The organism is Mesorhizobium sp. M0960 (assembly GCF_040319055.1).
Classification (GTDB): Bacteria; Pseudomonadota; Alphaproteobacteria; order Rhizobiales; family Rhizobiaceae; genus Mesorhizobium.
Genome location: NZ_JAMYNN010000003.1, coordinates 223,931 through 238,035 on the forward strand (window position 1 = coordinate 223,931; position 14,105 = coordinate 238,035).

Annotated in this window: 14 protein-coding genes and 1 tRNA gene; 9 read left to right on the top strand and 6 right to left on the bottom strand. The window is 61.9% G+C overall.

Annotated features, from left to right (window positions below; translation table 11 throughout):
- Positions 1-23: 23 nt before the first annotated feature.
- Both NKH63_RS09405 and guaB read right to left on the bottom strand, forming a co-directional pair.
- Complete coding sequence (locus NKH63_RS09405; protein WP_031193481.1) at positions 24-563, bottom strand: hypothetical protein; 540 nt, start codon at positions 561-563, stop codon at positions 24-26.
- A gap of 31 nt (positions 564-594) precedes the next feature.
- Positions 595-2,097, bottom strand: a complete 1,503-nt coding sequence (guaB, locus tag NKH63_RS09410; protein ID WP_352458563.1) for an IMP dehydrogenase — start codon at positions 2,095-2,097, stop codon at positions 595-597.
- A gap of 296 nt (positions 2,098-2,393) precedes the next feature.
- On the opposite strand from guaB, the gene NKH63_RS09415 reads away from it, so the two are divergent.
- Positions 2,394-3,815 carry an MFS transporter gene (locus tag NKH63_RS09415; RefSeq protein ID WP_352640046.1) on the top strand — a complete coding sequence of 474 codons (1,422 nt, stop codon included), beginning with the start codon at positions 2,394-2,396 and terminating at the stop codon, positions 3,813-3,815.
- Between the two features lie 216 nt (positions 3,816-4,031).
- Here the strand turns inward: NKH63_RS09415 and NKH63_RS09420 are convergent, their stop codons facing one another.
- The gene (locus NKH63_RS09420) at positions 4,032-4,742 is read right to left on the bottom strand and encodes an RlmE family RNA methyltransferase (protein WP_352640045.1); all 711 of its coding nucleotides are present in this window, start codon (positions 4,740-4,742) and stop codon (positions 4,032-4,034) included.
- Positions 4,743-4,800: 58 nt separating this feature from the next.
- Complete coding sequence (locus tag NKH63_RS09425) at positions 4,801-6,201, bottom strand: Ppx/GppA phosphatase family protein (RefSeq protein ID WP_352917831.1); 1,401 nt, start codon at positions 6,199-6,201, stop codon at positions 4,801-4,803.
- A 291-nt stretch (positions 6,202-6,492) separates the two neighbouring features.
- Here NKH63_RS09425 and NKH63_RS09430 point away from each other — a divergent pair, with 291 nt between their 5' ends.
- From NKH63_RS09430 to NKH63_RS09450, 5 genes are all read left to right on the top strand, one after another.
- Complete coding sequence (locus NKH63_RS09430; RefSeq protein ID WP_352917832.1) at positions 6,493-7,425, top strand: putative bifunctional lysylphosphatidylglycerol flippase/synthetase; 933 nt, start codon at positions 6,493-6,495, stop codon at positions 7,423-7,425.
- A 118-nt stretch (positions 7,426-7,543) separates the two neighbouring features.
- Positions 7,544-7,617: transfer RNA gene (locus tag NKH63_RS09435), tRNA-Gln, on the top strand.
- Positions 7,618-7,810: 193 nt separating this feature from the next.
- A complete protein-coding gene (locus NKH63_RS09440; protein ID WP_352481249.1) occupies positions 7,811-8,248 on the top strand; it encodes a hypothetical protein in 438 nt (145 codons plus the stop codon).
- 15 nt (positions 8,249-8,263) lie between these two features.
- Complete coding sequence (locus tag NKH63_RS09445) at positions 8,264-8,593, top strand: hypothetical protein (protein ID WP_352481250.1); 330 nt, start codon at positions 8,264-8,266, stop codon at positions 8,591-8,593.
- A 6-nt stretch (positions 8,594-8,599) separates the two neighbouring features.
- Complete coding sequence (locus NKH63_RS09450) at positions 8,600-8,968, top strand: hypothetical protein (RefSeq protein WP_352481251.1); 369 nt, start codon at positions 8,600-8,602, stop codon at positions 8,966-8,968.
- A gap of 209 nt (positions 8,969-9,177) precedes the next feature.
- Here the strand turns inward: NKH63_RS09450 and NKH63_RS09455 are convergent, their stop codons facing one another.
- Together NKH63_RS09455 and NKH63_RS09460 are read right to left on the bottom strand one after the other, a co-directional pair.
- The gene (locus NKH63_RS09455) at positions 9,178-10,230 is read right to left on the bottom strand and encodes a DUF2806 domain-containing protein (protein ID WP_352481252.1); all 1,053 of its coding nucleotides are present in this window, start codon (positions 10,228-10,230) and stop codon (positions 9,178-9,180) included.
- Between the two features lie 464 nt (positions 10,231-10,694).
- Positions 10,695-11,159: a translation initiation factor 2 gene (locus NKH63_RS09460; protein ID WP_352481253.1), complete on the bottom strand. Its 465-nt coding sequence runs from the start codon at positions 11,157-11,159 to the stop codon at positions 10,695-10,697.
- 201 nt (positions 11,160-11,360) lie between these two features.
- Here NKH63_RS09460 and NKH63_RS09465 point away from each other — a divergent pair, with 201 nt between their 5' ends.
- Genes NKH63_RS09465 through NKH63_RS09475 form a run of 3 tightly spaced genes read left to right on the top strand, consistent with a single transcriptional unit; the run spans position 11,361 to position 14,100 of the window.
- Positions 11,361-12,008, top strand: coding sequence for a cysteine hydrolase family protein (locus tag NKH63_RS09465; protein WP_023717228.1), 648 nt, complete (start codon positions 11,361-11,363; stop codon positions 12,006-12,008).
- On the top strand, positions 12,005-13,324 hold the full coding sequence (locus tag NKH63_RS09470; protein WP_352481254.1) for a type I glutamate--ammonia ligase: 1,320 nt from the start codon (positions 12,005-12,007) through the stop codon (positions 13,322-13,324). The genes NKH63_RS09465 and NKH63_RS09470 overlap by 4 nt, the downstream gene beginning before the upstream one ends.
- Positions 13,324-14,100, top strand: coding sequence for an N-formylglutamate amidohydrolase (locus tag NKH63_RS09475; protein ID WP_352481255.1), 777 nt, complete (start codon positions 13,324-13,326; stop codon positions 14,098-14,100). Before NKH63_RS09470 ends, NKH63_RS09475 begins: the two co-directional genes overlap by 1 nt.
- Positions 14,101-14,105: the final 5 nt, after the last annotated feature.

Sequence of the window (14,105 nt, forward strand, 5' to 3'; positions counted from 1 at the left end):
CCTCTGTCGTTGTCACCCAGCCTTCAAGGCCGTTTCTGAGCCATCAGAGTGAAAGCCGCAATGACGGTCACCGGCACCGCCAGAAGCGCGAATTTGGTGACGATCAGCGCCGAGGCAAAGGATAGCGAATCCGGATTGGCAGACAGGAAATCGGACAAAAGACGAGCCACGGCGATGTTCTGGGCATAGTCGGCGAGCGTGTAGGGCAGCACCAGCACAGCTGCGAATATCGACTGGGTTTGCGCAGGCAGCGAATGGAAATTCTTCAGCCGCCGGCCCGTTGCCAGGATCAGGCTGACCATCGTCAGCGACAGCAGCGCCGGAAACAGCAGGTCGAAGGTCAGGTAATGCCAGACGAGAATGATCTCGCTGCCACGCCGGCCGAGCGCCGTCAGCCAGGCCATGCCCTCATCCGGAGTGAAACCGGCATAGCGCATGTCGAGCGAGGGCAGACCGCCGCTCAATTGGCGAAAATAGAGGAACTCCATCGCCGTCATGATGATGAAAATCGCCACGGTGGCGAAACAGAGTGCGGCGGCGTGGCGCGACAGCCGCAGGATCATCGCCGCCAGATTGCGCCAATGCGCATGGCGATCAGGCTCCGCCAGGATAATTCGGGCTTTCGCGGGTAATCGTGACGTCATGGGCGTGGCTTTCACGAAGTCCGGCATTGGATATCCGCACAAAAGTGGCGCGCTCGCGGAAATCGGCAAGGTCGCGGCCACCGACATAACCCATAGCGGCTTTCAGGCCGCCCGCAAGCTGGTGCAGCACGCCAGACACAGGTCCTTTGTACGGCACCTGCCCTTCGATGCCTTCCGGGACCAGTTTCAGCGTGTCGCGCACCTCGGCCTGGAAGTAGCGATCGGCGGAGCCGCGCGCCATCGCGCCGACCGAGCCCATGCCGCGATAGGCTTTGAAGGAGCGGCCCTGGTGCAGATAGACCTCGCCCGGGCTCTCGTCGGTGCCGGCCAGCAACGAACCGATCATCGCCGCGCTGGCGCCGGCGGCCAGCGCCTTGGCCAGATCGCCCGAATATTTGATGCCGCCATCTGCAATGACCGAGACACCCGATTTTTGCGCCGTCTCGACCGCCGACATGATTGCCGAGAGCTGCGGCACGCCGACGCCGGCGACGATGCGGGTGGTGCAGATGGAGCCCGGCCCGATGCCGACCTTGACCGCGTCGGCGCCAGCATCGATCAGCGCCAGCGTGCCTTCCGCTGTGGCGACGTTGCCGGCCAGGATGCGAACCGAGTTGGAAAGCTTCTTGGCCCGCGTCACCGCATCCAGGACGCGCTGCGAATGACCGTGCGCGGTGTCGATCACCAGAAGGTCGACGCCGGCGTCGATGAGGCGCTCGGCCCGCTCGAAACCGTCATCGCCGACGCTGGTGGCGGCGGCGGCGCGCAAGCGTCCCTGCGCATCCTTGGTGGCGTGCGGGTTGAGCTGCGACTTCTCGATGTCCTTGACCGTGATCAGCCCGACGCAATTGCCGTCCCGATCGACCACAACCAGCTTCTCGATGCGGTGCTGATGGAGCAGCCGCTTGGCCTCGTCCTGATCGACATTCTCCTTGACGGTGATCAGGTTCTCGCGGGTCATCAGCTCATAGACCTTCTGCGCCGGGTCGGAGGCGAAGCGGACGTCGCGGTTGGTCAGGATGCCGACGAGCCGGCCGACGGTGTGGCCGCCGGTGCCGCCGTTCTCGACCACCGGAATGCCCGAAATGCTGTAGGTGCGCATCAGACCCAGCGCATCGGCCAGCGTCGCCTCGGGACCGATGGTGACGGGGTTGACCACCATGCCGGATTCGAATTTCTTTACCTGCCGCACCTGCTCGGCCTGTTCGGCCGGCGAGAAATTGCGGTGGATGACGCCGATGCCGCCGGCCTGGGCCATGGCGATGGCAAGCCGCGCCTCGGTGACCGTGTCCATGGCGGCCGACAGGATCGGCACGTTGAGGTCGATGTCGCCGGCGATGCGGGTGCGGATGTCGGTCTCGCCAGGCATGACCTCGGAATGACCGGGCTGCAGCAGCACGTCGTCAAAGGTCAGCGCCAATGCGCCGGTGGACGTCTCGATGATTTTTGCCATGGCCAGCCCTCGGAATGCAGGAAAGGCGCTCGCCCTGGATGGACAGCGCCGACTCGTCTTCTTCCCTTTCAGGATTGGCGCTGGCTCGTAACACGTCCCGTCGCCGTTGAAAAGCCGATGGTTGTATAGTGGCGACGATGCATTTTGCCCCAGGTGCTGCGCACGACTTGCGGTCGCACAAACGTGACAGCAAATTAATGCGACATCCGGGCCAAGGCGTGATAACCGCCCTACGTGTCGGTTTGGCCCCAAGGCCGGCAAGCAATAGCGACGCACATTTCAAGGCCGGATCCATCGTGAACCGCACCATTCCGCTTATTCTGGCGGTCGCTCTATTCATGGAAAACATGGATTCGACCGTCATTGCGACATCGTTGCCGGCGATCGCCATCGACATCCACACCAGCCCGATCGCGCTCAAGCTGGCGCTGACCGCCTATCTGGTATCCCTGGCGATCTTCATTCCGATCAGCGGCTGGATGGCCGACCGCTTCGGCGCCAAGAATGTCTTCCGCGCCGCGATCGCCGTGTTCATCATCGGTTCGGTCGCCTGCGCCATGTCCAATTCGTTGCCGGCTTTCGTGGTCTCACGCTTCCTGCAAGGCATTGGCGGCGCCATGATGACGCCGGTCGGACGCCTGGTGCTGGTACGCGCCACGCCGAAAAGCGAGCTCGTCGCCGCCATGTCGTGGCTGACCGTCCCGGCTCTGGTCGGCCCCCTGGTCGGTCCACCGGTCGGCGGCTTCATCACAACCTATTTCACCTGGCACTGGATTTTTCTGATCAATGTACCGATCGGGCTGATCGGGATCTGGCTGGCCACGCGTTTCCTGCCGAAGACCGACGCCGCGCAGACGCCGCCGCTCGATTTCATCGGTTTCGTGCTGAGCGGGCTGGCGGCATCGGGCATTGTGTTCGGCCTGTCGGTGGTCAGCCTGCCGGCCCTGCCGCCGGCTGCCGGCTTTATCACCGTTGCCGTCGGGCTGGCATCGGCGGTGCTTTATCTGCTGCACGCGCGCCACGCCAAGAATCCGCTGCTGGCGCTCGAGCTGTTTCGCAATCGGGTGTTCCGCTCGTCAGTGCTCGGCGGCGGACTGTTCCGCATCGGCATTGGTGCCGTACCTTTTCTTTTGCCGCTGATGTTCCAGATCGGTTTCGGGTTGACGCCGTTCCAGTCCGGCATGATCACCTTCGTCTCGGCAATCGGCGCCATAGGCATGAAATTCGTCACCGCCCTGATCTTCAGGGTCGCGGGCTTCCGCCGTGTGCTGATTTCAGGCTCGCTCATCGCTGCCGCGTCGATTGCCATCAACGGCCTGTTCACACCCGACACGCCCTATGGGCTGATCCTCGCCATGCTGCTCGCCGGGGGCTTCATCCGTTCGATGTTCTTCACCGGCATCAACGCGCTTGCCTATGCCGAGATTTCAGCCGCCGACACCAGCAAGGCGACGCCGATCACCGCGGTGTTCCAGCAGTTGGCAATCGCGCTCGGTGTGGCGCTGGCCGGCGGCATCCTGGAAGTGTCGACCAAGATCCATGGCGGCCCACTGACGCTGAGCGACTTCCACACCGCCTTCTTCATCGTAGCGGCGGTGTCGGCGGCAGCCTCGCTGTCGTTCATGCGGCTGGCGCCGGACGCCGGCAATGCCGTGTCGGGACATGGCCGACTGACACCGCCGAAGACGCTGGAGCCGGTGAGCCCGCCGGGGAGTTGACCTTTGCTCGTGCTTACGGACGCCGGAGGGACAGCGCCCCCCTCTGTCCTGCCGGACATCTCCCCCACGTGGGGGGAGATCGGACGTGACATCGGCTTTCGCCAATATTCAACGTTGCAGGATTAGACAGCGCGCCGAAGCTGCCAATCTCCCCCCTCGTGGGGGAGATGTCCGGCAGGACAGAGGGGGGCGCGAAGGATCGCTACAGAGCGATTTTCACGCCGCGCCGTTTCCGCCTTTAAAATCCTTCGCCAACAAATACAGCTCCACCGACTCATCGCGCGAGGCCGGCGGCTTGACGTGATGGACCGAGCGGAAATTCCGCTTCAGCCTCGCCAGCAATTCGTTTTCGGCGCCGCCCTGAAAGGTCTTGGCGAGGAAGTGGCCGCCCGGCTTCAGTACCGACAGCGCGAAATCGGCCGCCACCTCGCAAAGATGCATGGTGCGGATGTGGTCGGTCCGCTTGTGGCCGGTGGTGGGTGCGGCCATGTCGGAGAGCACGATGTCGGGCTGGCCGCCCAGCGCCTCGGCCAGCTTCTGCGGCGCCTGAGGATCGAGGAAATCCATCAGCAGCACCGGCGCGCCCGGCACCGCGTCCATCTCCAAATAGTCGATGCCGACGACGTTCGGGTGTTCCGCGGTAGATTTCGTACGTGCGGCAGCGACCTGGCACCAGCCGCCGGGTGCCGCACCAAGGTCGATCACCTTCATGCCTGGCTTGAGCAAATGGTGCTTGTCGTCGATCTCGATCAGCTTGTAGGCGGCGCGCGAGCGATAGCCGTCGGCCTTCGAGCGCTGGACATAGGGATCGTTGATGTGGCGCTGCAGCCAGCGGCGCGACGATTCCTTCAAGCCGCTTTTCTTCTTGATCTTCGTCTTCAGCACGCGAATGCCGGCGGAGCTCGGTCTTTCCGGTTTCTTGGTCATTGCTTGATTGCCTGTTTGAGCATGATCTTGTCCGAAAACCGGCAGCCACTTTTCGGGATCATGCTCTGCCCCGCCCGCTGTTGCGCCAGACGCCATCATCGGCCATCAACTCGCTCAATATGCCCTCGCGCAAGCCGCGGTCGGCGACACGCAGCCGCTCCGACGGCCAGACGGCACGTATCGCCTCCAATATGGCGCAGCCGGCCAGAACCAGGTCGGCGCGGTCGGCGCCGATGCAAGGATTGGCGACGCGCTGCTGGAAATCCCAGCCGACCAGCTTTTCGACCATGCGGTCGACGCTGTCGCGATCCATCCACAGCCCGTCGACGCGGCGGCGATCGTAGCGTTCGAGATCGAGATGGACGCCGGCCAGCGTCGTCACCGTGCCCGAGGTGCCTAGCAAATGGAATTTCGGGCTGGACAGGAGGTGGCTTAGCCGGTCGCGCCCGTCGAAGGCGCGCAGCCGCATTGCAACATCCTCGACCATGGCGCCAAAGATCTCGCGCGTTACCGTGCGGCCGCCAAAACGCTCGGCCAGCGAGACGACACCGACCGGCAGCGAGGTCCACGAGACGATATGGTTGGCAAGCCTTGGCGAGCGATGGCCGGTGAGGTCGATCAGCGCGATTTCGGACGAGCCGCCGCCGATATCGAACAGCACGACGCCTTGCGTGTCGCGCTCGACCAGCGAGCCGCAGCCCGACACCGCCAGCCGCGCCTCGGTCTGGCGGTCGATGATCTCGAGCTTCAGGCCGGCCTCGCGCTCGACGCGCTCGAGGAACTCGACGCCGTTGGCGGCGGCGCGGCAGGCCTCGGTGGCAATCAGCCTGGCCTTCCTGACCTTGCGGTTGCGCAATTTGTCACCGCAGATCTTCAGCGCCTCGACCGCGCGGTCCATTGCAGCCTCGCCGAGCCGACCATTGGCGGTAAGGCCCTCGCCCAGCCTGACGATGCGCGAGAAGGCATCGATGACGCGGAACTGGCCATGACGCGTCGGCACCGCGACCAGCAGACGGCAATTGTTGGTGCCGAGATCTAGCGCGGCAAACACCGGCAATTCCTGCAGCGGTGGCGGCGTGCGGGCATCTTGGCCAGGCCTTGGCGACGTTGCCGGGGCTGAGGGCGGAGGCACGTAAGCCGCGGGCTGGGGCGGACGCGCGGCCGGGGTCTCGCCGGCGGCGGGCACCGAAGCGCCGACCGCCAGCGGACGGGCCTCGTCGCGTGCGAAAACCTTGCGCCCGCGCCGGCGCTTGCGCCGCTTCTTGGGTTTGCCGTTCTGATGCGGGCCGTTCTTACCCTTGTGATCGTGGGACGTGTCGCCAGCCTGTCCATTGCCGGACCGGGGCTGCACCTGACGGCCGTAGCGTCCGGCGGATGGGCTTGCCTGGCCGGACGGCGGCGGCGAACCCCTGGACACACCCACTTCCGGCGCACCAGCGCCGGCTTCGTGGTCTTCCACTGTCGTTCCTTCCGGCGCCGCGCGAACCGAAGACCGGACGCAGCAGGCGCATTTACATGTTCAAGTTGCCGCCAGACTATCAGCGCCGGGCCGGATCACCAAGAGTGCTCGCGGCGAATTTTGCCGGCGGCGTTGTCTCGCCCCTGCCCTCGGCGGACGATGGCGCGCCCTTCCCGGTTGAATAGCCGGCTTCAATGAGGCATTTCTGAAATGAACCATTCGGGACCGCGGGCGGTTTTCCTGCCGCGAACCGGAAAACGGGTACGGGCTGCAACGCATGATCGTCACGCCATGAACTGGAGGCGCTATTTCTGGCCCGTGATCGGCATCGCCGCGGTGGTGTTTTCGCTGTGGCTGCTGCTGCACGAATTGCGGGGCATATCGCTCGACGATGTCTGGGACGGCATCGTCGCCATCCCGGCGCGCGGCTGGGTGCTGGCGGCGCTGAGCTCGGTCATTGCCTATGCCTCGCTCGCCGGCTACGACCACATCGCGCTGCTGCACATCGGCAAAAAAGTCTCGTGGCTGTTCGTCACCTTCTGCTCGTTCACTACCTACGCGCTGTCGCACAATATCGGCGGCTCGGTGTTTTCCGGTGCGGTGATCCGCTACCGCGCCTACGGCACCAGGGGGCTGACCGGCCAGGACGTCGGCATTCTGGTGGCGATCTGCTGGATCACCTTCGTGCTGTCGACGCTGTTCGTCTCAAGCATCGTGCTGCTGCTCGAGCCTGAGGTGATCGACCGCTTTTCCGGTACGCCGCATCACAAGCTGTCGCAAGCCGCAGGGCTCGCCATGCTGCTCGTGGTGGCGGCCTATGTCTTCGGCAGCTGGCTGCATCTGAGGCCGCTGAGAATCGGCAGCTTCCAGTTGCACTACCCGGCGCTGCCGATCGTGGCGCGGCAATTGTTGGTCGGCCCGATCGAACTGCTGGCGGCGGCGGCGATCATCTTCTTCGCCCTGCCCGACACCGGCAATCCCGGCTATTTCGTCGTGCTCGGCGTCTTCCTGGTGTCGTTCTCGATCGCGCAGATCTCGCATGCGCCGGGCGGGCTCGGGGTCTTCGAGGTGGTGTTCCTCGCCGGCTTGTCACATATGGACCAGGTCGGCGTGCTGGCGGCGCTGCTGGTGTTCCGACTGTTCTACCTGATCATCCCGCTGCTGATCGCGCTCGGCGTGGTGCTCTATTTCGAGCGATCGCAATTCAGCCGCAGTGAGAATTGAGACGTCGGAAGACGATGATTGAACCAAGACACAGGGTTGACTATTTTCCGGCGGCGGCTACAAGGCACGCGCGGCGACATCGTCGCCCTGCCGCGCGGTTTTCAACAGCCACGCCTGCTGGGGAATAGGTTAACGGTAGACCCACGGACTCTGACTCCGTTAGTCCTGGTTCGAATCCAGGTTCCCCAGCCAAACCCCGTTTTACCAGTAAAACAATCGCTTAGGCGAAAACGGAAAAACCGCAACTGGAACACTTTTCCGGGGCATAAAACCTGCGCAACGCCTTCCGCTCGGCCGTGATGCGTGGTGCATCGTTTTGATGCACGCCCGCATTGCACGTCGGCGCTGCTTGAACCAAATTGGCGAAGGCAGGGAGGCGATGTTAATGAACACTGAAAGGCTGGATGAAATTTGGAAGCAACAGTCAATTCCCGTCATTTTGCGTAGGGATGGCCAGCGAGAAAAACTGAGAGCACGGCTGCCTAAGGCGGATGGCGATTGGACGTGGATCAACAGTATCGGCAAGTCTCATGCTGTCTGGATATACGGCGGATCGTATTGGGAGTTGCCGAAGTCATGGTTCAACAACTTCGTTAATCAAGCACTAGTGCGCTACCAAAGCCTTTACGTGATCCAGCCCTACCGCGAGCAAGAAAAGTGCGCCCCAGCCTGTATGAACGCCACCGGGCATGAGTGCGAATGCTCGTGCATGGGTGCCAACCATGGCGCGGGCAATGACGGAAGCTGGTTCGAAGTATCAGAAACATTTGCCACCCGGTGGCATGAGCGCGAGCTTGCGTGCCGGCTCATGGTGGCGAAGTAGAAAAGGGCTGAATCAATGAGCAACAATCCGGGCAAGAGAGGCAAGCCAGCTCCATGGATTCAGCGCTCGCAGGAAGATCGTGAGAAAGCGCTGGAGAAATATCGGATCGCTCATCACCCTGCTTATGCGGAGTGGTCGAACCGACGGTCCGAAGCTGCCAAATCCTTTAGAAAGGAAACAGGAGCTGACGACTGGTCGAACCCGGACATCTATAAGGCGATGAAAGCTGCAGATGCGCGCTTGCGAGCATGGGGAAAGGAAAATCCCAACCCGATGTCGTGGGACGATTACAAACAACTGGAAGCAGAGTTCACGGCGCAATACGTGCCGACGGATTATTCGTGAGCCGTAATGGACAGGCGCGCCCGCACAAAGATCTTTGGCCTAAGACGCCAACCGATCTGTATCACAAGCTCATATTCGAATTACGGTGGCAGTGCACTTTCGAATTACGGTGACGGTACATTTTGCCATATCGCCCTGCCCGCATGGCGCACCTTGCCCTGCGCTCCCGTCTGCCGCATTCCGCAGGACCGAGCTAAGCGTTTCACGTCCGAACATTGTGTTCCACAAGAACTGCTCATCGAGTATTGCCGCGTCGCCGATGTCGCGGTTTTCGATGCACCCGTGGCCGAGACCATCGCCGGGCAAATCGGCAAAGCCGTGAAACCCGGAAAACCAGAGCAGGCGGCGACAAAAAATAGTGCACTGTCACCGTAATTCGCGAGGTCACAGGCAACGTCAGCATCGATGAAGTTCGGGCAAAGGTTCGCAGCCAAAAATGCGGACGCAAGGAATCGATGGATGCGGAATTATTTCATCCGGTCGGGCAAGAACGGGAGACGATCCAATTTCGGCGGCTGGTTGAGATCAGGTGGGAGCGGCGTGTTGTCTGGCGGGGTGAGTCATAGACATCCAAACGATCAAATTTATGTTGGTGGAGATGCTGCGGGCGTTCTCTGTGGCGGGATTGTCTGAACCACTAATAATTGTCGACCATCAGCGGTCAGTTCATATATGCGGAGATCGGCTGTAGGCAATGCTTCCGAAATCTTCGGCGCCAAGACATCTATAGCCTTAGCAGAATTATCAGGGAGGATTGTAGCAATTGCTGCCCCCACGGCTGTTAAAACGTACACAGGAAGGCAAGGCTTTTTGTCCTTATCGAGTTGCAATGTTTTCCCCTCGACAATAACCGGGTCTTTCGAGCGAGACGCCGCGATCGCCCTCTTCCCAAATCGCCATAGCCAAAAGTCATCACCGTTCTTGTCAGTTATCGGGTTAGGTATACGAATCTGTCCATTGCCTGGATCCACCAAGAGGTCAGCGCTGACAAGCTGGACAACTTCCGAAAAGGTCAGTTCTCCGGACAATACTTTGGGTAAAACGTTGTCGAGGCGGTGTTCGCAGACGCGTTCGAAAAGCGTCGCGATCGTTGGTTCTAATTCATCGACCACCCTGAGAACCTTAGCCGAAAAAGTGCTTGGTGTCCGGATTTCCTGCGCGAGAACGCGCCCCCATTTCTCTCTTAGCTCTTCTGTTGTTGCAGCTTCGGCAAATCGGTCGAAGCGGCGGACAAAGCTCTCATCTAGGCTATCGGCCCCAGAATTTGCCTCTACATCTGTTGGCGGCTTGGCGCGAAGATCATCAATTGTCTTAGTGAGGACCGCATCCTTGTTCTCCTGTCTGGCAAACACGGAATCCAAGTGGTTGCGGATCGCCCGTTCAGCGAAGTCAGGATCGGTTTTGAGGCGGTCAAGTCCCAGGGCAGTAACAGCTTCGATGGCAAGTACACGACTATCTGCAATGGCCCTCCGTTCGGAAACCTTGGCCTCGATGGGAGCATTCATAAGTTCGAATAGATTTCCGCCAAAGCGGTCCACCGCAGCTACGAAACGGCTTTTAGCGCTCGCTTTAATGCTTGTAGGCGTCAATTCACCCGAAACGGATGTTTCTGTATTAAGATGATCGTCTTTGTTCATTGTCGCCCTCCCATGACCGGGAAGACAAAAGACCATCATTTAGACTAGGAATCAAATCAGCGCGCGGCCGCGCGGTCGAGGCGTTCACACAAGTTGGTATAAAGGCGAAGGCAGGAATTCAACTCCTTCGACAAAGATAGGAAGTCGTCGCTGACGAACTCGTTCTCTTGGCAGTCGCGGACCTGCATCGAGAATAATGCACGCAACGACTTTATCCGGCTCCAAGTGCTCACGATCGCTTCAAGGGCAATCACATCATGTTCGGAAACTGACCTCGACGAGCCAAAATAGGCGCTCGCAAGCCGACAAAACATGCGCTTCGACGATCTACGTCCGCCCGGCAAGCGGAAGGCCCGGAACGGCGCCAACGATGCGAAAACGGAATGAGGGCGAGTCCCGGCTCGAATCCAGGTTCCCAGCCAACGATTTCCTGGATGAAACCAGAGCGTTGTTGAAGGAGCGGACTACACTCCCGCGTGCGAGCTGCTGTTCTTTGCCGGAGGTGGAGGCGTAGGAACAACCGCCTTGGTGCTTTCGCCGGGCGCGTCGACCCGGACCAGCGTTATAAGTGCGGGGTTCGGAGAATGATCGAGCGTTGCACCCGTAACCGCATCCACGCCTACCCCTATCACTCCGCCGAGCAGGATATTGCCGGCGAGACCTGCCGCGCCCTTTCCGCTCATCGTCGTGCCGATGTAAATGCTGCCGGGTTTATAACCTTCCTTCTCGGCATAAGCGGTGAACTCCTCCTTCCGACTTACTTCGACTGTGCAAGGTGAAGCCGGGCATGAATGACCGAGTGAAGTTCTTATCGCGGCGTCCGGTGGGTCGGAATTGATAGAGATTTTGTCGGTTGTACCACGCACCACTGACGCGCAGCCCGACATAGCGACTGTTGCTGCCAAGACAGCACAAAGATAGATTTTCATTTGAAGTCCCCCGTTGCACTATTGGCGCAACGGCGAGGCGCGTGCAAGCGAGTTCATGGAAGGGCGACAGTAGAGCTGTAGGGCGCGGCGCCCAGATACGCAATATCGATGCCGTGATCCGTCGTGCGGAAGACACGACTCAGACAGGATGTCCGGTATCCACATCAGCCCAACCAAATCCAGCAAAGCAGGACCCCACGCATGACTCCAGCATTGCCGAAACGAAACGAGCCGTTCCGGGCCGGCGAAACCGCACTGCTGCTAGTCGACATGCAGCGCGTCTGGCTGGAGCCCGGCGCCGATCCGGCGCATCCGGAGCGTGGTCCCGATCACTATTTCTACCGGCAGACGGCGTCGCAAACGATCCCCAACCAGGAGCGCCTGCTGGCGGCGGCGCGGGCCAACGGCGTCGAGGTGATCCACACCATCATTCAGAGCCTGACCCAAGACGGCCGCGACCGCTCGCTCGACCACAAGCTGACGCCGATCCATATCGCGCCGAGCCGGCCGGAGGGCCTGCCGGTGCCGTCGCTGGCGCCGGTCGGCGACGAGATCATGCTGCCGAAGACATCGTCGGGCGTCTTCAACTCAACCAACATCGACTATGTCCTGAAAAACCTCGGCGTGCGTTACCTGATCGTCGCCGGCATTATGACCGACCAGTGCGTCGACATGGCGGTGCGCGATGCCGCCGATCGCGGCTACCTCGTCACCTGCGTATCGGACGCTTGCGCCGCCGCCTCGCAGGAGCGCCATGATGGCGCGCTCGAGGCGTTCGGCGGCTATTGCTGGATCGCCGACACCGCCATCATTACTGCCCGTTTCGAAGCCTTGGGAAAAGCTACATGACATCGACCGTCGAACCGCTCGTTGCCGTCGTCACCACCGACCTTTCGGCGATCACGCGCGGCCGCTCCGTCGTCGAAAGCAAGCTGCAGAAGATCGCCGCGACCGGCGTCGGCTGGCTGCAGGCCAATCTGTCGCTGACGCCGTTCAATTCCATCGTCGATCCCAATCCCTGGGGCTCGTCCGGCGATGTGCGGCTCATTCCCGATCTCAACGCGCGGTTTCGCACGGCGCTGACCGGATCGCCGACACCGTTCGACATGGTCGCCGGCAACATCGTCGAACTGGACGGCAGCCCGTGGGTCGGCTGTACGCGGACCATGCTGAGCGATGCGCTGGCGGAGTTGAAGGCGGCGACCGGGCTTTCCGTCATCGCCGCGTTCGAGCATGAATTCCATATCGAGGGCGACTTTGGGCCGGCTCATTCGATGTCGTTGGCCGCATTGCGCCGCGCCGATCCGTTTGCCGCCAATCTGATAGCGGCGCTAGCGGAAGCCGGCGTCGCGCCCGAAGTGGTGATCGCCGAATTCGGCACCGACCAATTCGAGGTGACATGCGAGCCAGCCGATGCGCTCGCCGCGGCCGATCGCGCGGTCGCCATCCGTGAGATCACGCGCGAAGTCGCGCGATGTGCCGGCTGGCGGGCGAGCTTCGCGCCCAAGATCGCGCCGGATGCCGTCGGCAACGGCGTCCACATCCATTTCAGTTTCGTCGACGAGGCCGGCAAGCCGGCGACCTACGATCCGGCACAGCCAGGCGGTCTTTCCAGCCAGGCCGGTGCCTTCTGTGCCGGCGTGCTGCGCCACCTGCCCGCGATTACCGCCATGACGGCGGCGAGTGTGTCGTCCTACTACCGGCTGAAGCCGCACAGCTGGAGTTCGTCCTACACTTGGCTTGCCGATCGCGACCGCGAGGCGTCCTTACGCATCTGCCCGACGGTGACCATCGGCGGGCGCGATCCGGCGCGGCAGTACAACATCGAATACCGGGCAGCCGACGCCACCGGCAATCCCTATTTGTCGCTGGCGGCGATCGTGCGCGCCGGGCTGGAAGGGCTGAAGGCCAAGCTGCCGGCGCCGCCACTGGTCACCGGCGACCCGACGCAGATGAGCGCCGCCGAACGCAAGAAGCTTGGCCTCGTGCGACTGCCGGAAACGCTGCCGACGGCACTCGACGCGCTTCTCGCCGACAAGACCGTCACCGGATGGTTCGCGCCGGTGTTCGTCGAGACCTTTGTCGGCCTCAAGCGGCATGAGACCGAGCGCCTCGCCGGTCTCGACCCAGTCGCTGTCTGCGACCTTTACCGGACGCTGTATTGATGGCTGAGCCGCTTGCCAAGGCCATCCTACCTGAAGGTTGGCTTCCAGCGGTCGAAGCGATCAACGAAACGGGGCGTTCCGATATCGTCCTGATATGCGAGCATGCGTCCAATCACATCCCGGCCGAATACGCAGGGCTCGGTCTCGACAGCCGCCATTTGCAGCGCCATATCGCCTGGGATATCGGCGCCGCCGAAGTGACCCGCCTTCTGTCGAAGCTGCTCGATGCTCCGGCCTTCCTCAGCTCCTATTCGCGGCTTTTGATCGATCTCAACCGGCCGCTTGGTTCCAGCGGCAGCATTCCGGTGCTATCGGAGGACACTGAGATCCCCGGCAATGTCGGCCTCGATCCGGAGGAGCGAAGCCGGCGCGCCGAGATCATGTTCGCGCCGTTTCATGACCGCGTCGCTGCCCATCTCGACGAGCGGGCGAAGCAGGGCAGAGCGACACGGATCGCGACGATCCACTCCTTCACGCCGGTCTACCTCGGTGTTGGCAGGCCCTGGCATGCCGGCGTGCTTTACGACCGGGCAATCGATTTCGGCCAGGCAATGCTTGCCGGCCTGGGCGCCGGCATCGGGCTCAACGTCGCGGCAAACGAGCCTTACGTGATCAGCCGCGAGGGCGACTACGCCATACCGGTCCATGGCGACGATCGCGGCATTCCAGCCGTCCTCGTCGAGATCAGGCAGGACCTGCTGGCGGGCCGCTCCGGCATCGAGGAATGGGCGCACCGCCTGGCAGCAGCGTTGCCGGCACAGACAAAGGCGTTATGACCGAG